Raw genomic sequence first — 19643 nt, forward strand, 5'->3', positions numbered from 1 at the left:
TACTTATTGTATCTTTGAGAGATTGCGTTAAATTTAGTTTTAATGATGAAATCAAAAGAACTCAATATTCAATTAAACTCTGTCTTATATGAAGGGTGAAAACTTGTTTGAAAATTTTAAGACCATTTCTGAAAAAGAATGGAAACAGAAAATTCAGTATGATTTAAAGGGAAAAGATTATAATGAAGAAGTTGTTTGGAATTCTCCTGAAGGAATAAAGGTAAAACCTTTTTATCATGCGGATGACTTAGAGCATGTAAAGGTGAAGACTTCTCAAATCTCATCATGGAGTATTGGTAAGTCTATTTATGCGGGTAATGCCATAATGGCGAATGAAAAAGCGCTTAAAAGTATTCAAAAAGGTGCTGAAGCTATAAGGTTTCTAATTCCGGATACAACTATTGATATTGCCGTAATTTTGAACAATATTGATTTAGATATTGTAAAAGTATATCTGAACATGCAATTTTTGTCTAAAGAATATATAGACAAAATACTTGTTAAGGTTTCCCGATCAAAAAACGTGCATCTTCAAATAGACCCAATAGGTAATTTGGCTAGGTCAGGTAATTGGTACGATACAATGTCCGCAGATATCGATTTGGTTGGGGGTTTAATTTCCAAGGATATTGAAAATTTATTTTGCGTTGATGTTTCGCTTTATGAAAATGCTGGAGCTGATATGGTTCAAGAATTAGCATATGCCATGTCTCATGCCAATGAATACTTAAATATAATAGATGAGAAAGATTCCCTTTATAAATTAAAAAATATAGATTTTAAGGTAGCGGTTGGGGGTAATTACTTTTTTGAAATTGCAAAGCTTAAAGCATTACGTAACCTTTGGGAAATTTTGGCTAATGCGTATGAAGTTTCCATTCCGTGCCATATTACTACGGAGCCAAGCAAGCGTAATAAGACTATTTATGATTATAACGTAAATATGTTGAGAACCACTACAGAATGTATGTCTGCAGTTTTAGGTGGGGCGGATACGGTGTTCAATTTAAATTATAATGCCGTTTATAAAAAGGATAATGAGTTTGCCGATCGTATAGCTTTAAACCAGCTTATACTGTTGAAAGAAGAAAGTTATTTTGATAAGGTAGAAAACCCTTCTGCGGGCAGTTACTACATTGAAACCATAACCAGTCAATTGGCAGAAAAAGCATTAATCTTATTCAAGTCGATAGAAAAAGATGGCGGATTCTTAAAACAATTAAAGAATCATACCATTCAGAATAGAATTGCTGATGGTGCACGTAAACAACAAGAGAAGTTTAATGAAAAGAAGATTGTTTTAGTAGGTACGAATGCATTTCAAAATGAAGAGGATAAAATGAATCAGGAGTTGGAATTATATCCGTTCGTAAAAAAGAATCCAAGAAAAACACTGATTACTCCTATTATAGAAAAACGATTGGCAGAAGAACTTGAGCAAAACCGTTTGTCACATGAGTAGAAGAGACTTACAACATATTCAATTAGCTAATTCGGTATCGCTTAGCAAAGAGCAAAAAAATAGTAATAGAGAATCTGACGACGCTCCGTTTATTACTGCGGAATCTATTCCGTTGAAAAAAAGCTATACAAAAGAGGATATCAATGATATTGAGCATCTAAATTTTGCAGCAGGTATACCACCGTTTCTACGCGGTCCTTATTCAACAATGTATGTGTTGAGACCATGGACTATTAGACAGTATGCAGGGTTTTCGACTGCTAAAGAAAGCAACGAATTTTATAGAAAGAATTTAAAAGCAGGGCAGAAAGGTTTGTCGGTAGCTTTTGATCTACCTACGCACAGAGGTTATGATAGTGATCATGAACGTGTGGTAGGTGATGTAGGTAAAGCAGGTGTAGCCATTGATACCGTTGAAGATATGAAAGTGCTCTTTGATGGTATTCCGCTTAACGAAATGTCGGTTTCTATGACCATGAACGGTGCAGTACTTCCTATCATGGCATTTTATATAGTTGCGGCAGAAGAACAAGGTGTACCGTTAGATAAGTTATCAGGAACCATACAGAATGATATTCTAAAGGAATTTATGGTGCGTAATACCTATATCTATCCGCCAAAACCTTCTATGCAACTGGTAGCGGATATTTTTGAGTACACGAGTAAACATATGCCTAAGTTCAATAGTATAAGTATTTCAGGATATCACATGCATGAAGCCGGTGCGCCTGCACATTTAGAATTGGCGTATACGTTATCTGATGGCTTGGAATATATTAAAACGGGAATAAAAGCGGGATTACAAATTGATGATTTTGCACCGCGACTTTCCTTTTTCTGGGGCATAGGGATGAATCACTTCATGGAAATCGCTAAAATGCGTGCTGCAAGAATGTTATGGGCAAAAGTGGTGAAAGAATTTAATCCACAGAACGAGAAATCGTTAATGTTGAGAACGCATTGCCAAACTAGCGGTTGGAGCCTTACGGAACAGGATCCGTTTAATAATGTGGCAAGAACTACTATAGAGGCTGCTGCCGCCGTATTTGGCGGTACACAGAGTTTACATACCAATGCATTAGATGAGGCAATAGCGCTGCCTACAGACTTTTCCGCACGTATTGCTAGGGAAACACAGATATACCTGCAACAAGAAACCAACATGACCAAAACTGTAGACCCATGGGCAGGTAGTTATTATGTAGAGAAACTAACGCATGATTTGGTGCATAAAGCTTGGGAGTTGATGCAAGAGGTGGAGAATCTTGGCGGAATGACAAAGGCAATTGAAACAGGTATTCCTAAAACTAGAATTGAAGAAGCTGCCGCTAGAAAACAGGCAAGAATAGATAGTCAACAAGATGTAATTGTAGGCGTCAATAAATATCAATTGAGTGAAGAAGATGAACTTCAGATTTTAGAGGTCGATAATAAAGAAGTGCGCAGGCAGCAATTAGAACGACTAAAAGAAGTAAAAGCAAATAGAAATACAGCTGTAGTTGTCCAAAAACTGAAAGAACTTACTATTGCTGCTAAAAATAAATTGAGCGATAGCGATTCGGAAGAAAATTTACTAGCTTTAGCAGTAGACGCGGCAAGAGAGAGAGCAACTTTAGGAGAAATTAGTAGTGCTTTAGAAGAAGCATTTGGCAGGCATAAAGCAATTATAAATTCATTTACAGGCGTGTATTCAAGAGAAATTAAAGAAGATAGTAGTTTTAAGAAAGCACAGGAACTCGCAGATCAATTTGCAGAGCAAGATGGTCGTAGACCTCGTATTATGGTTGCCAAAATGGGGCAAGATGGTCATGATCGTGGAGCTAAGGTTGTTGCTACAGGCTATGCCGATTTAGGGTTCGATGTGGATATAGGTCCGCTTTTTCAAACTCCAAAGGAAACAGCTAAGCAGGCAGTAGAGAATGACGTCCATATTTTAGGAATATCATCACTTGCTGGCGGACATAAAACCTTGGTGCCGGAAGTAGTTAAAGAACTTAAAAGCTACGGTCGTGAAGATATTATGGTCATTGTTGGCGGAGTAATACCGAAACAAGATTATGGTTTTCTTAAGGAAGCTGGTGCAACTGCAGTTTTTGGGCCTGGAACCAAGATCAGTGATGCGGCGATTCAGTTGTTGGAAATACTTTTGGAATAAATTGGTAATACGATAAACTAAAAATGCCCAAGCAATGAAATTGCTCGGGCATTTTTAGTTTATCATTAAAAGAAGTTACGCAGCGGCAACTTCTACATTACTCTCTTTATTCTTTAACCAGAAATATAGAATGGTAAATAGTACTATAAGTATAGCAGGGAAAAGTACCATAGTACCTAAAGTTTCTTGACCTGAGACTAATTCTAATTCATCACCTGTGAATCCTTGTGCTTCTGCAGCTGCTCTGTCAGCATCGATCCAACCACCAATAATAGGTTGAAAAATTGAAGATGAGAACATCCCTATAGCTCCAATAATAGACATGCCTAAGGCACCTGTTTTTGGTGTCTTAGTGGCAGCCAAACCAATCATGTTTGGCCAGAAGTAAGCAACACCCAATGCAAATATTACAGCGGCAACATAAGCCATTGCCCCTGTTTGCGTGCTAAATAAATAAATACCTAAAGTTGCTAGAATTGCAGATCCTAATAACACTCCCGTTTGGTTGAATTTCGCTACCATGCTGCCTCCAAAGAAACGTGCTACAGCCATTAAGCCTGCCGTCAGTGCTAAAATTAAAGTTGGTTCAGCTCCACTTTTAGAAAGAATAAGTCCAACCCATTGGTTAGGTCCAAATTCAGAAATTGCTGTTAGTGCCATACATATTGCAATGAACAAAAATAACGGAGTAAACATACCTTTTAAGTTTCCGCTAATGGTTGCAGCTTCTTCAATTTTAGCTTTAGGCCATGTTTGACCAAAGAATAAAAACGCATAAATAACCGCTGGTATTAGTAATAACCATACTTGGCTCTGACCAATGATTCCCATATCTGTCATAAAACCAGATAATAAGCTTCCTACAGCAATACCTCCTGGGAACCACATATGAAACCTATTTAGCATCGTACTCATTCTATTACCCTTGTAAGCATCTGCGATCATAGGGTTACAAGCAGCTTCGGTACAGCCGTTACCAAGTCCAATTAAGAGGTTGGCAACCAAAAGACCCATATAACTTCCTGAAAAAATTAAAAGTAAAATACCAATGGCATGTGCAAAAAATGCAAATTGCATAATGACTTTGCCACCTACTTTATGATAGATCAAACCACCAATGACCATAGCAATTGGAAAACCTAAAAACCACATGGAGGTTATAAGTCCCGCTTGACTAGCGCTTAATTCTAATTCTGTTTTTAATTGATCTAATATACCTGCCGCAATGGCAAAAGAGAATGCCGTGGTAATTAAAGCGAAACAGCTGGCATAAAAAAGCCTATTCGCATTTACTCTAGAAGTTGAGTTAGAACTGTCCATATTTAAATTGATTTAGTTGTTGTTTTGCATAATTTGCTAAACTAATAAAAATGAAATAATATCAATGCTTTTTTAGTAAAATGATACCTTATCTACGACATAAAGCACAAAAAATAGTATTTATATAATTTTTAATGTTTTTTATGCAATGAGCTGTATATAGATTTGAACAGTATAGTGTTGATTATGAACTATTAGCTAACTTGTAGTCTAAATAACCACCTTTAATTATAAATTATGAAATACGCTATTTATGTTCTTTTTGCTTTTATTTTCACAAGTTGTGCCGATGTAAATACAAGAACTGAAAATGAAAAAAGCTCTATTGTAATTGCCAATGAAGATTATAACCCTGAGGCTATACTGGATAGTTTAGATATAAAGCTTAGGGATCAAGGAACTCCTGTTGCAAATTACGTACATGCGGCAAGAACGGGAAATTTGTTATTCTTGGCAGGCAAAGGTCCAAAACAAGCGAATGGAGAAAATATTGTTGGTAAGTTGGGCGATAGTTTAACAGTAGAACAAGGTTACCAAGCTGCACGCGAAGTAGGTATTAACCAGTTATCAGTGTTAAAAGCTGAATTAGGCAATCTTAATAAAGTAAAAAGGATAGTAAGTGTGCATGGTATGGTGAACGCTTCGCCAGATTTCAAAGATCATTCAAAAGTTATTAATGGTTATTCAGACCTTATGGTAGAAGTCTTTGGTGATAATGGAAAGCATGCGCGAGCTGCTGTTGGTATGGGTTCTTTGCCAGGAAACATGGCTGTAGAGGTAGAAATGGTTGTTGAGGTTTATGAGTAAGTTTAATTGGACATTGATTTTATTACAGAATATAGATGTGTTAAATATGTTCTCCTGTAAATTTTCATAACGTCTGTTTTTAGGTTATTAAATATTTATTCGAACCAAATTTTTGATATTGCCATGTTACAACCGGTTTTACTTCTAGAGTCGAATTGTAACCTTATAAAATCAATATCAGAAAATGTAAAATCATCGCCGGTCGGCTTTATTTCTGAAAACGGAATGGTAAAGACGAACTTACCTTCACGAGCCGGCACATGTTTGCCGTATGCGGCATAAGTTGTATTTGTAAAAAGATTCAAGTTGATGCCGTTTACCGTACTTTTAGCCTCAAATTCTACTTTTAAAGACTTGTATTTGCTGGCATCTATATTTAATGGCGCATTTCCATTTTTATTGACTCCGTAGTTTAAATAAGTTGTTCCCCTAGTATCATAACCGTAGCTCATAACGAGTAGCCCTTTTTTTATACTTAATTGCATGTTGTGTTCAAAAGGGTTTTGATTGAGCTTTGCAAAAACCTGCCGGTGCTGACCTATGATGTGATTGCCTGTTTGTAGTTTTCTATTTTCATTCATATCGGTAAATGTCAAATGGCTGATTTCACCAGTAGTAAAATCATCAAGTACTAGTTGGGCATTCATGGCAACTGATGCCGTACATATAAATAGAAGGATCGCTATTTTCATTTTGTTTTGGTTTTTGGTTGCAACTATTGATGCTTATTGAAAGAAAAGGTTAACATTCACTTTAATTTTTTACTTTTAAGTGTTAACTATTTATCCGTAAATGCATTAAATGGAAAATCATTCAGATGAAACTTTATTTCAAGCACTTAAAGAAGGTTCTGAATCTGCTTTTAAAAAGGTATATGAAGAGAATCGTGAGCTATTCTTGAATTTTGCAAGAAGGTATTCCCTGGCAGATGAAGAGGTGTTAGATGCTTATCAAGATGCTTATGTGGCACTGTATGAGAATATCCAAAATGGAAAATTAACAACGTTAAAAAGCACCTTAAGTACGTATCTAATTAGTATAGGTAAGTATAAGATTATGGAGCGATTACGAAAGAGAAATAAGCATACGAACAATGAATTGTTGTTGAACAATGTAGAGGAAATAGATGACGAGATCGAAGCGTTTGATATTGATAACGATGCTTTATCAACTGAACAAAAATTATTGAAAAAGTACTTTGATACTTTAGGAGAAAAATGTCAAAAAATATTAAAGCTATTCTATTACCAACAGTATAACATTAAGGAAATTATGGCAGATGGAAATTATAACAGTGAAAATGTGGTAAAAAGTCAGAAATCCAGATGTTTAAAAACATTAAAGGAAGCCATTAAAAATGCCCCCCAATTATGATGGATAAAGAACAATTATTATTAAAATATTTTGATGGTTCATTGACCCCAGATGAGAAGGTCAATTTTAACCAGTTTTTAGAAAGTGATGCAGAATTTAAAGCGCAGTTTGAATTTGAAAAGGATGTAAAAACTGTTGTACGCAAAACTGAAAATAACAGTCTTAAGAAAAAGTTACAAGGTTTTGAATCTGAATTAAGTGGTGCACCTAGTCAGAAGAAACAAAATTTCTGGAAACCATTAAGTATAGCTGCTAGTATTGCCTTATTAATAGGTGTAAGCTGGTTTGCATTTAATTCTGATGTGTTTAATGGAACAGAAGAATTGTATGCTTCCAATTATGAGAAATACCCTAATACGGTATATACAATTACACGTGGCGATGCAACTGATGAGTCATTGGAGCGTTTAGCTTTTGAAGCTTATGAAACTGATGATTTTGAAACTGCTATTGCTTACCTCACTGAGTTAAAGGAAAGGACTAGATTAGATTATGTAGATTTTTATTTAGGTCAAGCTTATCTTGCTAATGGAGATTACTTAAAAGCGACAGATAAATTTCAAGAAATTATATCAATAAATAGCGAGTTTAAAGATGAAGGTTATTGGTATTCAGCGCTTGCAAACCTAAAATTAGAACAGGAAGAAGAAGCTGAAAAATTATTGGAGCAACTTATAAAAATGGGAACATATAAGAAGAATGAAGCAACAGCATTACTTGAAAAGTTGAACTAGTCTTTTTCTGCTCAAGAAAATAAGAAGAACCGCGATTACAGCAAACGCATACCATTGCCAATGCGAAGAGGTAATTAAGGGCTCGGTGTTTCCTTGAATGATATAACCTGACCAATAGTATGGGTGTGCAAGTCCGTTCTCTTTGTTCTTTTGTAAGAAGGATAGTTTAGCGTCCCTTAAAGATGCATCTTTTGGTTTTCCATTAGCTAAATTCTCATAAAACTCGCCCATAAGCTCAGAAGATGAATTGTCGTTCACTTTCCATAATGTACTTGATATACTTGCTGCGCCACTATAGAAAAAACCTCTGGCAAGGCTTAAAAAGCCTTCGCCACGTTTAAGTTCACCAATGCCACTTTCGCACCCACTTAAGGTAACGAGACTGGCATTTAAGGTTAAGTTATATAGGTCTTTTACAAAAAGCAAGTCGTCAGATTCTGATTTTGGAGTAAAAGCTAAATAAGAATATTCGGGATTTTTATCATCAAAAACGGCATGTGTTGCCAAATGTAAGACTGAATAATCAGGCAATGTAGCAGTAAAATTTTGAAGCGTAGCTTGGTCATTGATAAAGGACTTACCGGTAAAAGATGTCAATATCTGCTGAACTTCATTTCTGTTGTGAGGTAAATTGCCCAATACTTGAGAACGAGTGCCGTCTGAAGGTATATTAGTATCGAAACTAGGCGCAAATGCTAGTAGGTTAGCACTGTTTTGCTCTTTGTTATTTAATTGAGACCATAATGTAGCTGAGTTCACATAACTGATGGTTCTATCTTCTATCAAGTATCGACGCTCTGTCTCATTAGAAACCAGACTACCAAAAGGAATATAGTTTAACAAGCCATCTGGGGCAAGTATAATTTTTTCTTGCGGATGTAATTCTAAAATCGAACCTAATAGTTTTTTATACAGTTGATGACTCAGTTTGGTAAGTGAATCTATGTTCGATTTAGAATTCGAGAGCATAGCATGAAGTTCACTAATATGATTTTCAAGTTCATCGGTTATTTTAATACTATGAAAGAACTTATCATCCTTAGAAATAGCAATCGTATAAATATTTTGGTTACCGTAGAAGTAGGAAATGAAGAGTTCATTTTCTGTTAGTTTACTTTGTACTTCTGGTAATGTCTGTATTTTATTGTTGTACTTTAAGTCATAGTAAGCAGGGTAGTTGGTTTCTATATCAACTACCAAATTACGAAGTTCTTGTTTTAGGCTAAATAGCTGATCTTCTATACCTTCTTCTAAATTTTCTGAAACGGCAATTTGTTTTTCTAAGTATGTGATTTCTGATTTTAAATTGTTTTCACGTTCCAAAATATCTTTAGGAATATTTCCGAATTTCGTTGCTTTTGAAGTAAGGATAGCTTCTAAAAGAAGAACAGATTTGCTTTTTTCAGCAATCCGAAACGCTTCATCAATATAATGGTCATTTTCAGAAGTTGTAAATAAATTATAGGTTGCTTGCATTCCTGATTCAAAAAGTGGAAAGGCATCTTCAAAAGTTTCAAGTTTGTCTCTTATGCTACTAATTGACGGTTTTAACTTATCTAATACAGCTAAACCTGTGTCAACAGTTTCTAAAGACAAAACATAGTAATCTAAGGTCTCGACTTTATTCAAAGCAATTGATTTGTTTTTTAATATTTTAAGGCGAAGCGAGCCATTTGTACTATTATCTTGTAGTTGCGTAAGACCTAATTCATAATTTTCCAAAGCATTTGCATAATTCTCAAAGTCACTATTTAAGTTTCCTATTTCATTGTAAATAATTGCGGTACTACTATTCTGTTTATGATTACGTTTAATTTGGTCTAGAATAAGAGCTGAATTCAACTCATTGAGGGCTTCGTTCATTTCTAATTTAGTAGCAAATAATTTAGCTTTTATTCTATGATGCTGTGACCAGAAATGCGGTGCTTTGCCCAAATAATTTTCAGCAAGTTTAGTGTATTTCTGTGCGCTATCAATTTTGGAAAGTGTTATGTAATTTGCTGCAATACTATGGGAGGTAGAAATAATGCCATTGATACTTGTATTATGTATTAAATATTTTTCTAAGGCTTTTTTGAATAATACAATTGATTTTTGATACTGTTGTTCTTTGCCATAAACTTCTGCTAATAAACCATAGTTTGTATTTAAAGTTCCTAAATCATCTGGACTTTCTTTTTGTAGAAAACGAATATTTTTTTCATAGAATTGTTTTGCTAAATCGTACTGTCCTTCTTCAGTATTCATTTTTGCCAGAAAGCTATAAGCTGCAGAAAGCAAATCCACTAAATCACTATTCATATTAGTAATAGGTAATATTTCAAGCGAATCTTTAATAGTGTTAAATGCAACACGGGCATTTTCAAAATCATTGGATTTAAAATGGTAGTTGCCTTTATCATATAGATATGAATTGACAATCAATCGTTTATCAGGCAAACTATCTATGTAATATTTTTTGGTTTTAAATAATGAATCTAATATTGCAAGATTACTTTTCATCGTATTGAGGTCATAAAACTCGCCTGCATTTCGATTAGAACTTATAAGCGCCTCAAGAACATTTACCCAGTCTTTTTTTTGTGTTGCAATTTTTTCAATCTGACTAAAATAGTAGTAACAAGAATCTCTGTGAACATATAAATGCTCATATGCTTTGTTGTAAAGACTTTCTAGTTCTTTTTCATAAGAAACTTCTTGGGTATACGCTATGTTGTTAATTATGAAAAAGAATATGATAATTTTTACATGGCGCATAATGGAAAGACCTTCAGTATTCTGAAGGACAATTTAAAAATATTTAGATCAAATTATCTGCCTTCCACAAAATAACTACGTTCCGTACCATCTGTATTTATAACGTTAACTTTAATTAATAGACCTGTTTGCTTATAGGATTCAATTTTGAAACTACTTATCTGAACAGGAATACCTGAATCTGGATAGGGAGTGAACTCGCCAATTTCTATAGGTACTAATTTTCCAGAAGTGTTATAAGCCTCAAAATTTATCTTCTTTATATTATCAGTAGTAAATAATTGTTGAAAATTGAAATAATCACAATTCGTAGGATTAGGGCATGGAGGTTTTGGCTTTGGTATTCTTAGCCCTACAATATCTAATATATTGTCAAAATCATCTTTTAGTGTAAGAATATTATTCTTGGCCTTGTTTAATTCAGCTTTTTCTTTTTCATCTAGCTGCCTAGTTAAAGAAAGTTTTTCTAATGCCTTAATAATGTTATTATTATTTTGAATTTCAACAGTAAGATATTCTCTATATAAATCTCCTTCATAAAGATAATTCTCACTAGTGATTTCTATTTTCTCTTTGTTTGTAAGGGTTCCGGTAAAATCTTTATCACAGGCGCATATAACCACACTGCACATTACAATTAATAATAGTTTAGATTTCATGATGTAGTAATTTTAAATTTTAATAAATAGATTTAGTTATAGTTTAAAAATCAGTTGGTTACACTTAAAAATATGTGATTTACCAGTTAAAACCTATAAAACATGTAACAAGTGCCGTTTGGAATGTAACACTGGTATGTTTTACGGTATGGTTGATATTGTTTAAGTTTTTTCAGCATCAAGAAAAAGTACTGTTAGCCTTTTTTGTTTTAGCTGTAACTGAAATACCATTATGGTAATCTGAATTGTGCGTAAAATTGTTTTCATCTTCTTTGTTTTAATTGTTATTTACAATTAATGCAGATAGGTGAAAAAGGTTAACAATGTTCAGAAAAAAATCAGGAGCCTGTTGACGCTACATTGTTTTTTCGAGGACAAGACTATTATTATCTTTTAGTTTAAAAGAGGCTTGACTGAAAAAATTTTCAAACGCTTGTCTTAGATCTTTTCTTAAGTTTTTGGAGTACTCTTTGTGAATCGGTATTTGGTCTTTTCTTGCAAATTTTCCACTTATGGTTATACCCTGTACCTTAAATTGAATATAATCGGCAATTTTTATAGGGTTGAGTAAAAAACTGATATAGGTGTCTCCAGACCATTGTACTATATGTGGTGCGGAATCTGAAGTTCTGTGAACACATGAGTAATCATTTAGTTGACTTCTAATATTTATAGTGTCTTGCGTACTAAATTTTAAAGTTAAAAAAACATTACCGTATTTATTAGCTCTAAAATTAGTTTCAATACTTGTGGTAGGCTCAAAATTGTATTTGAAGTATATTGGACCAGCTTGTCTATTTTTCGTTTGTTGTATTGGTTTTTTTATTGTGGTAGAGTCAATTTCTGGTGAAATATCTAGCTTATTTTTAATAAAAAGTACAGTAGTTTCTTGGTGCCATTTTAGTTCGGCCTTATTATCTGTAAAAGTCACTTGAATGTTGTTTGTCACCTCATTATTTAAAATTTCAACAAGATCTAGAACTTCATTTTGTGTCATTGTTTGACTGTAACTTACGGTTGTCATTAATAATGAGATTAGGTATGCCACTATATTTCGTGTTTTCATGATTTTCTAAGTTTAATACGTAGTATTTTTAAAATGGTCATCAATTTGCTGTTTAGTATATATTCTTTGGTATACATGAGTGAAACCATCAATCATGTTATCTCTTATATATAATTTTTTGTTGCTAACAGTAAATGAACCCCATAAAGGGAATTTATCTTCTATATGGATATTGTACACACTATCTGTACTACTATAAACCGATTTAGATTTCCTAATATGAAAATTTGAAAAAGATTTTAAGGAGTCTTTTAAATAGGCCCTGAACTTGCAATCCGATGATAATACAATGGCATCGTGATTATAATTAGAATGACCATATCCTGCAATTCCCCCATTTATCCTAATAAGTTTCCATCCACCAAATAAACTGTCTGGCGTTGATTGTGATAATATGTTGTTTAAAAAACAAAGGCTAATAAGTAGGTAGGAAGCTAGTATAGTTTTTTTCATCGAAAATGATTTTTTAATTTGGGAGTACTAAAACTTCCACACGTCTATTTTTAGCCCTATTTTCATCGGTGTCATTTTCAACTAAAGGATTTGATTCCCCCATTCCTTTTTCTTTCCATTGAAAACTACTACCTGAAATCATTTTTTTTAGTTCATTAGAGACACTTTTGGCTCTAGCTAATGATAGTTTTTGGTTGGTTTCTGCGCTTCCTACATCATCGGTATGACCTTCTACTATTACATTACCTTTTTTAAGTACGACGATATTTTCGGCAAGCTCTTTTAGAGCAACTATTCCTTCTGGTTTTAAATTTGATTTTCCTGTTTCAAATAATACTTTACTATCAAGATTTAAGCGCATTGCAGCGCCAATTGCAGCTATAGCATCTACATCTGCACCTGGTAAGCCACTTTTCATTTTTAAATCGGTTAGGCGTACATAGTAAAATAGTTCGCCCTGTTTTACAAATGGTGAAATATCTACTTCGGCAACACCACCATCGATTTTACCTACATGAATCCAATTTTTTCCATCTTTTGATATTTCCAAATCTGTTGGTTCTATTTGTCCTATTTCAAAAATATAAAGGTCAGGTCCATTGACATCGGTCAATGCATTATCTGTAAATTGTACAGTAATGGTACCACCCAGTCCAAGACTATGAATTCCTGTAATATCTTCCATGTCAAAACCTTGCCATACATCTGGTTCGCCCAGTACATTTTTCACTTCTTGTGTTTTTAACAAGGGATGATTTGCTTTTACAACGGCATCTGCAAACGAGAGTTTGCCCAAGGGCAGATATACCGCCTTTCTCCTATGGCCCACATAAGTTGCTTCCGACTCCTCCCCAAAATAAAGGTCTGGGTTCAGTTTTTGAAATTTGAGCTTTGCGGCTTTAGCCTTTCTTTCTAGATCATTTTTATATATCCGAACGATTTTTGCTTTGCCTTCTATGGTCCGCTTATATGCTGGACTTGCTTTAAGGCGGCCGGAAGCAATATCACTTTCGGTTTTTTTAAGATCTACCAGTAATTGTTTCGCTTCTTTGTCACTATGTAGTTGCCCTGATAGCTTGTTAAGCAACTCCATTTCTTTTTCTTCCTTCGCAGTGGGCGGAGTTTCGTGTTTTCGCTCTATATCTCTCATGACATAGCCCGCTTCGTTCAAGTCCAATTTTTCCATGACATTGGTGCCCGCCAACGAATCGATTGTTTTAAGTTTTGCCATTGTTGCCTCTGGCCCCGATTCAGCTTGTACAATTAAAATGGCTTCTTCAAGTGAAACTCCAGTAGGGGTGTTTTTAGAAGTCAACTGTTCTTTTGATAGCTTACCTTTTAATTCTGGTTCGTTTTTAAGCTCTAACGCTCTATTCTTCATTGCTTCTTGAGCTAGAATCTTTAGACTATCGGGGTTGTTTATCAGTTTTTGCATTTCTTCTCTAGACACTCCGCTTGCTTCTAACAAATCAAGTATAGCATCTGATTTTAGCATATCACCAAAAGAACCTAGGTCTTCTGAGCCTTGACTATCTGTCCCGCTCATTTCTAATAGCTTCTTTAAAGCATTTGTTTCTGGTGAATCTTCATCTGTAATATCTTCATCACCGCCCATATTAAACAGACCGCCCAATTGCTCCATTGATTTTTCTAAATCATCAGATGATATATTGGCTTCTACATCGCGGTCTGCTTGTAGTTCTAACTGTTCTTCAGAAATTTCTCTATCTTTTTTGGTCTCACCGCATGATAGTATAAGTACGAACGATGTCAGATATATTAAATAATTCCTCATGATTATTGTCTTTTGTATTTATCCGCCATAAATTGAAAGTAGATGAAGCCTGCGTGGTTGTACCAATTGTCATAACCCAACATAGATTCACAACTCTCAATTGCCCTTAAATTTTCTTCTAAAGCATGAATCATTTCAGCATATTTGTCATCGTAGGCTTTGTTCAGTGTAGGAATGGATTCTGTTAGTATAATCATTTTTTGACTTTGCCAAGCTAAGCCAGATACGCCATGAACACCAGATACGTTATCGCCAAATGCTATACCCGCATTTATTTTTTTCATGGCATGGGAGTATATTACACGCAGTCGTTCTAAGTTCAATCGTCTGTTATTTAAATTGGCATATTCTTTTTCTAAACAAGCACAACCTGCTTCATTGTCGTTTTCATTTGGAATGAATGTTGAAAATGCACCTATAATATTGGCTTCTGCATACATAACTTCGTAGTCAGCATTCTTTAATTTTAAAGAATTAGGGTTACCATCAATAGCGTCAATGAGGTTGATACTTTTTGACAAAACGAAAGGCATATCATTAGATTTATTGGTTTTAATTTTAGGTTTTTCCGGATTATCATTCTCATCAACAGGGAAACCACTATCCTTATTTTGTTTTGGAGGATTTGAAATATCATCTTTATGATAGTCTATAGGATTGCCATTGTTGTCATATTTAGGGCGGTCATAATTATCATATTGAATAGGCTTCTTATTTGCATCTAAAGCTGGTCTAGACTCTGTTTCACCTTCTGCATATTGGATGGGGTCGCCATTAATATCATATTTAGGACGCTTATCGTCGCCAAAAACAGGGTACTCTATAGGTTTGTTGTTTCTGTCATAAACGGGTCTTCCATAAGGACCAACTTCATCATTATGAACTGGTTCACGATACTGTATGGGATTACCGTTAATGTCATATTTTGGGCGACCTGCATCCGTGGTTATAGGGTAATCTATCCGTTCGTTGTTGCTGTCATATACTGGAAGTCCTGAAGAGTTATATTCATCATAGTTAATATTATCACTACCATCAGAATTGGAATTTGATGATGTAGTAAGAGGTTCATAAGATGAATCTGAGCTTGATGAGTTACTAGAGCCTCTCATACCTGGGTCAGAAGTGTTGTCGTCACCATTTCTGTTAGTTCCAAATTGCGGTGGTATACATGAAGAGGGTAACCTTGGGCCTCCTCTAGGATCTGCGTTTGCTTGAGCGTCGTCGTCGTCGGCACTTAACCGTCTCATGATTTCGTTCGCAACATTATTTGCTCCTTCAAAAAAATCTTGAATTCCGTCATGATTTTCATGAACAAATTTCAATGCTCCAGTAAATACTTCAGAAAGGGATGGTCGAGCACCAGCAGAACTAATTTGTTGACCTAGAACAAAGCAAATTAAAATGAGAAGCGTTTTTGCAGATTTCTTTTTAACCAATAGTAGTACCAATAAAATAGTGATAATGCTGAAAAACCCTATTACAACGTAAAGTATTGTATTCGTGCTATTTGGTACTATACTATTTTGTGCAGGAGAATTAGGGTTTGAGGTATTAAGTACTTGACCACTTCTCTCAGCAGCTGCTTCATTGGCAGGATAATACAAATTACCCATGAAAGGTATCTTTTCTCCTGTAGTCCAAACGGCTAGTTGAAATGGAACATTAAGTTTTGGACCGGTTACTACAATTCCAAATTTGCCTGCTGTTTCAAAAGCTTCCTGAAATATACCGTTGTTGGTCAGCCCATTGATTTTACTGTCTGTCCAGTTATCTTTAACGATATCTACTTTAATATCAGAATTTTTATCGGTAATTACCGTAACCATTACTTTTTGTAATAGCGTAGTACCTTCTGCCCAAAAACGTAGTGAGTCTTTTTCAGTTTCACCTTGCATGTAAGCTGAAATCACTTCTTTATTCTGTGAATCTGGACTAAACTCTAAGGTATAGACTTGGTTGCCCGTATCTAGTTCGGGCATTTTTATTTCATCTTGTGCGAATGCAACAAAACTGAATAATAGAATAATATGGAGTAGTAGTTTTTTCATAACCTTATTATTTTCTATGTTTTTGCAATAAATAGTTCGCCAAATCAGTCATTTTAAGCCGTAATTCTTCATGCTGCTCTTTGGTTCGATCTGTATTTGCGCTTTTAATTCCGTAGTGCATTAATAATGCTTGGTCATAATTTTCATTGTAAATGATTATTCTTCCATGAGCGGGTTGTTGGGCTATATAACAATCGCCGGTTTCAGCTAACTCTATATCCATTCCCATTATCTTTAGCCCAGCTTCTTTTCGTTCCAAATAGCTGGCAATTTCTTTTTTGTTCTGTTTTTTTGAACTAGGGGTAGACCTCCATGAAATTCTTGAGTCTCCATCTAAAGTATTTGTACCAAACCCTTTCAAATCAAAAGAACATTTGTTTTCACCGATTTTGTCAAGCATTTCAAGGTTAGATTCCGGTACTTTGAGGACTTCTGCCAATTCAGCAATGCTCATATCACAATCGTCATTATTATATAGAGAACTGTAATCGCCTGAAGTATTTGAACTACTTTCTACTTTTTCTGATAAAACCTGTTTAGAATCAGGTTCGCTTGTATCTTGTTTTTTAGGGGAATCGTTACAGGCTATCAAAAGTGAAATAAAAAAAAGGGCTAATGTGTGTCTCATGCTGAATGTTTTAAAATGATTTTTCATAATCTAAAGTGTTAATGCTAAAGTCTTTCTCTTTAAGTTGTGTGCATATCATATGAACCGGTTTCGCATTTTTCTGCGAATAATCTATCATATCCATTTCAAGTACCAAACCGTCTATAATGCTTAACCACGATGGGTCAATTCCCTTTTTAATGTTTTTAAATTTCTTTATTCGTAAACTTGAATATGCGGTATGAAATGAAATATCTGCATCTTGTGTTATCCAAACAGACCCAGATAATTGCGGACCGGTTACTTGGTATTCCTCACACTCATATCCTAAAATATCTTTGGTTTGGCCTGTGTTCGATACCGAATAATCATCGCTATCCATGTCCAATTCAGGCGCATCTTCTAAATCTAACTGTACCGAATTTGTTGTTCGCTGTCCGCCCATGTTCATAAAGGTGTGTATAGCCTCATTGGGTAAATCCATTACTGTTACGAATTCAGAAGCATCTTTCATATTAAAAGAGCTGCCTATATATTCATCATCATTGGTTAAATAGTAGGTGATGTCGGTCGTGCTTCCATCACTCTCAATTTCCATTACATACTCGTGGCTAAATGAATAAAGCTCTAGCTTTTCGGCTTTTTTGTTTTTAAACATTCTACCTTTATTGTTAAAGACAGTGTCGAAAGATTTTTCTGTTTCACGTTCTGTTTTTTCAGCGACCTTTCTCTCTATAGTTTGTGCTGCAGCTTCTTGCGCACGTTCTGTTAGTTTCTTGAAAAATTGTGCATTTACATTAGTGGTGCCAATGAATACAAATAAGACTGCTATTAGTTTAATGGTTTTCATAATGTTCCTTTTTAGTCGTTTGCCTTTTAATGACACGATTTAAAAAAGGTTAACATCAATCTTTTTCTGAACAATATTTTTTAATGCTTTTACTTGAAATCGTCCATTGAGCCTTTATGACCATTGTGGTCAGATTGACGTTGAGTTTAGAAATACTTGAGTATGATTAATTACGAAATGAAGACGTGTACAAATAGTGAACAATTAGTTGTGTAACTATATGTTTTGTAATAGTTTATTATAGGATGGATTTGAACGAAGAAATGAATTCTGAGAATGTATAATGACAAACTTCGTTATAACATTATACCAAGAATAAAAATGAATTATTTTGCTTTTGTATATAGTAACATCAATTTAATAACTAAGGGTTGATGTTTACATTACTTTTTAGCAGACTTAGAACTATAATTTTGCGGTGCCTCTAAAGAGGATACGTTCATAGTTTGAGTTAGTTTGATAAAGCCGGTTTTTATAATCGGCTTTTCTTTTGTTATGTAATGATAACCAAGGACTTTAAATACTTAGTTTTTTGACTGATTTAGTTTTTGTTTTCACTAAAAAAGAATACCAATAAAAAGGCAACTACTAAACATATTGCAAAAAAACCGAAAAGATTAATGTAGTTAGACATAAGTAGGAATTTTCAGCTAATCTATAAAAAGAATGGCAGGGCTACCTTTATCTAAAGTTATTTTCGATAAACGGTGTCCATTTTATAATCCAGTCATTATTCTTTTACTCCAAATTTCATGCATAGGTTCTCCTTTGCTGTTTTTACCTGTATGATGCCAGTCATCTCCTTCTAGCTTATAATTAAATTCTAATTGTGCTCCAACTCTAGTATTGTCTTTAGAGAAAAATGCTATGTCTTCTTTATAGATGCCATTTACGGATGAGTAGGTGCCGCCGCCAGTTCCTGAAAATCGAAAAGATTCGGTGTCATAGGCTATCCATTGAAATGTATTATCCATTAAAAGCTTCATTGTTTTTCTTGAATTTTCTTCACCTCTTCTTTCTTGCCCGGTATCCGGTCCTCTAGTTGCAAAAAGCCAAGCACCTTCTAAATCTTGTGTTGTAGCATCAAGTGGTGTTAATGTCAGTTTTTGATTCCAATTCATTTTTAGATTTTCACCGTCCATTTCTACGGGGATAGATAATTGTCTTAAAGTATCATTCTTAAAATTAGAATTGAATTCTAACAATATAACCAATTGGGTGTTCGAAGCCGTATTTTCAACTTGAAAAAATCCGCCAACGGTTTTTATGAATTTTGCGGGTTCAATTTCATATGCATTATAGATGAAATAATCATCGTTTACCTTTACCTGATGCACCGTTTTTGAACCATTATTTTGAATGGTATCTACATAGACTCCGGACGGTATTTGACCGTATGAAACTAAACTAACGCCGAAAAATAAAAATAGAGACGATTGTAGAAGTTTTAAGTAAGATTTTTTCATTTTTATGAGTTGCTAGTGAATTTTATAATTAATTGAAAATAAGTTATTTATATTTTATTTTATACTATTTTAGGGTTGATTTTCTTA

Annotated in this window: 16 protein-coding genes; 5 read left to right on the forward strand and 11 right to left on the reverse strand. The window is 34.4% G+C overall.

The features are described 5' to 3' along the window. Nucleotides 1-88: 88 nt before the first annotated feature. Nucleotides 89-1462, forward strand: coding sequence for a methylmalonyl-CoA mutase subunit beta (locus P177_RS02190; protein WP_036151380.1), 1374 nt, complete (start codon nt 89-91; stop codon nt 1460-1462). Further along, nucleotides 1455-3617, forward strand: coding sequence for a methylmalonyl-CoA mutase (gene scpA, locus P177_RS02195; protein WP_036151383.1), 2163 nt, complete (start codon nt 1455-1457; stop codon nt 3615-3617). Before P177_RS02190 ends, scpA begins: the two co-directional genes overlap by 8 nt. A 75-nt stretch (nt 3618-3692) precedes the next feature. Here scpA and P177_RS02200 read toward each other — a convergent pair whose 3' ends face one another. Beyond that, nucleotides 3693-4937, reverse strand: a complete 1245-nt coding sequence (locus P177_RS02200) for an MFS transporter (protein WP_036151386.1) — start codon at nt 4935-4937, stop codon at nt 3693-3695. A 237-nt stretch (nt 4938-5174) separates the two neighbouring features. Here P177_RS02200 and P177_RS02205 point away from each other — a divergent pair, with 237 nt between their 5' ends. Beyond that, nucleotides 5175-5744, forward strand: coding sequence for a RidA family protein (locus P177_RS02205; protein WP_036151387.1), 570 nt, complete (start codon nt 5175-5177; stop codon nt 5742-5744). A 95-nt stretch (nt 5745-5839) separates the two neighbouring features. Here the strand turns inward: P177_RS02205 and P177_RS02210 are convergent, their stop codons facing one another. Beyond that, nucleotides 5840-6436, reverse strand: coding sequence for a hypothetical protein (locus tag P177_RS02210; RefSeq protein WP_157486423.1), 597 nt, complete (start codon nt 6434-6436; stop codon nt 5840-5842). Nucleotides 6437-6545: 109 nt separating this feature from the next. On the opposite strand from P177_RS02210, the gene P177_RS02215 reads away from it, so the two are divergent. Together P177_RS02215 and P177_RS02220 are read left to right on the forward strand one after the other, a co-directional pair. Beyond that, nucleotides 6546-7118, forward strand: coding sequence for an RNA polymerase sigma factor (locus P177_RS02215; protein WP_036151391.1), 573 nt, complete (start codon nt 6546-6548; stop codon nt 7116-7118). Then, the gene (locus P177_RS02220; protein ID WP_051941679.1) at nt 7115-7852 is read left to right on the forward strand and encodes a tol-pal system YbgF family protein; all 738 of its coding nucleotides are present in this window, start codon (nt 7115-7117) and stop codon (nt 7850-7852) included. The genes P177_RS02215 and P177_RS02220 overlap by 4 nt, the downstream gene beginning before the upstream one ends. Here the strand turns inward: P177_RS02220 and P177_RS02225 are convergent. From P177_RS02225 to P177_RS02265, 9 genes are all read right to left on the reverse strand, one after another. Continuing rightward, nucleotides 7832-10609: a CHAT domain-containing protein gene (locus P177_RS02225; protein ID WP_036151393.1), complete on the reverse strand. Its 2778-nt coding sequence runs from the start codon at nt 10607-10609 to the stop codon at nt 7832-7834. The two genes, P177_RS02220 and P177_RS02225, sit on opposite strands and share 21 nt — an antisense overlap. Nucleotides 10610-10662: 53 nt before the next feature. Then, complete coding sequence (locus P177_RS02230) at nt 10663-11268, reverse strand: hypothetical protein (protein ID WP_036151394.1); 606 nt, start codon at nt 11266-11268, stop codon at nt 10663-10665. Nucleotides 11269-11623: 355 nt separating this feature from the next. Continuing rightward, the gene (locus P177_RS02235) at nt 11624-12334 is read right to left on the reverse strand and encodes a hypothetical protein (protein ID WP_036151395.1); all 711 of its coding nucleotides are present in this window, start codon (nt 12332-12334) and stop codon (nt 11624-11626) included. A 12-nt stretch (nt 12335-12346) separates the two neighbouring features. Continuing rightward, entirely contained in the window at nt 12347-12787 is a 441-nt protein-coding gene (locus P177_RS02240; protein WP_036151396.1) for a hypothetical protein, read from the reverse strand. A gap of 13 nt (nt 12788-12800) precedes the next feature. After that, complete coding sequence (locus P177_RS19280; RefSeq protein ID WP_051941680.1) at nt 12801-14582, reverse strand: OmpA family protein; 1782 nt, start codon at nt 14580-14582, stop codon at nt 12801-12803. A 2-nt stretch (nt 14583-14584) separates the two neighbouring features. After that, nucleotides 14585-16633 (reverse strand): hypothetical protein, encoded by a 2049-nt coding sequence (locus P177_RS02250; RefSeq protein WP_036151397.1) that lies wholly within the window; start codon nt 16631-16633, stop codon nt 14585-14587. 7 nt (nt 16634-16640) lie between these two features. Beyond that, entirely contained in the window at nt 16641-17261 is a 621-nt protein-coding gene (locus P177_RS02255; protein WP_157486425.1) for a hypothetical protein, read from the reverse strand. A 10-nt stretch (nt 17262-17271) separates the two neighbouring features. Then, on the reverse strand, nt 17272-18090 hold the full coding sequence (locus P177_RS02260) for a DUF4412 domain-containing protein (protein WP_036151401.1): 819 nt from the start codon (nt 18088-18090) through the stop codon (nt 17272-17274). A gap of 716 nt (nt 18091-18806) precedes the next feature. Further along, nucleotides 18807-19556, reverse strand: a complete 750-nt coding sequence (locus P177_RS02265; protein ID WP_245232992.1) for a hypothetical protein — start codon at nt 19554-19556, stop codon at nt 18807-18809. Between the last annotated feature and the right edge of the window lie 87 nt (nt 19557-19643).

This window comes from Maribacter forsetii DSM 18668, assembly GCF_000744105.1.
GTDB classification, from domain to species: Bacteria; Bacteroidota; Bacteroidia; order Flavobacteriales; family Flavobacteriaceae; genus Maribacter; species Maribacter forsetii.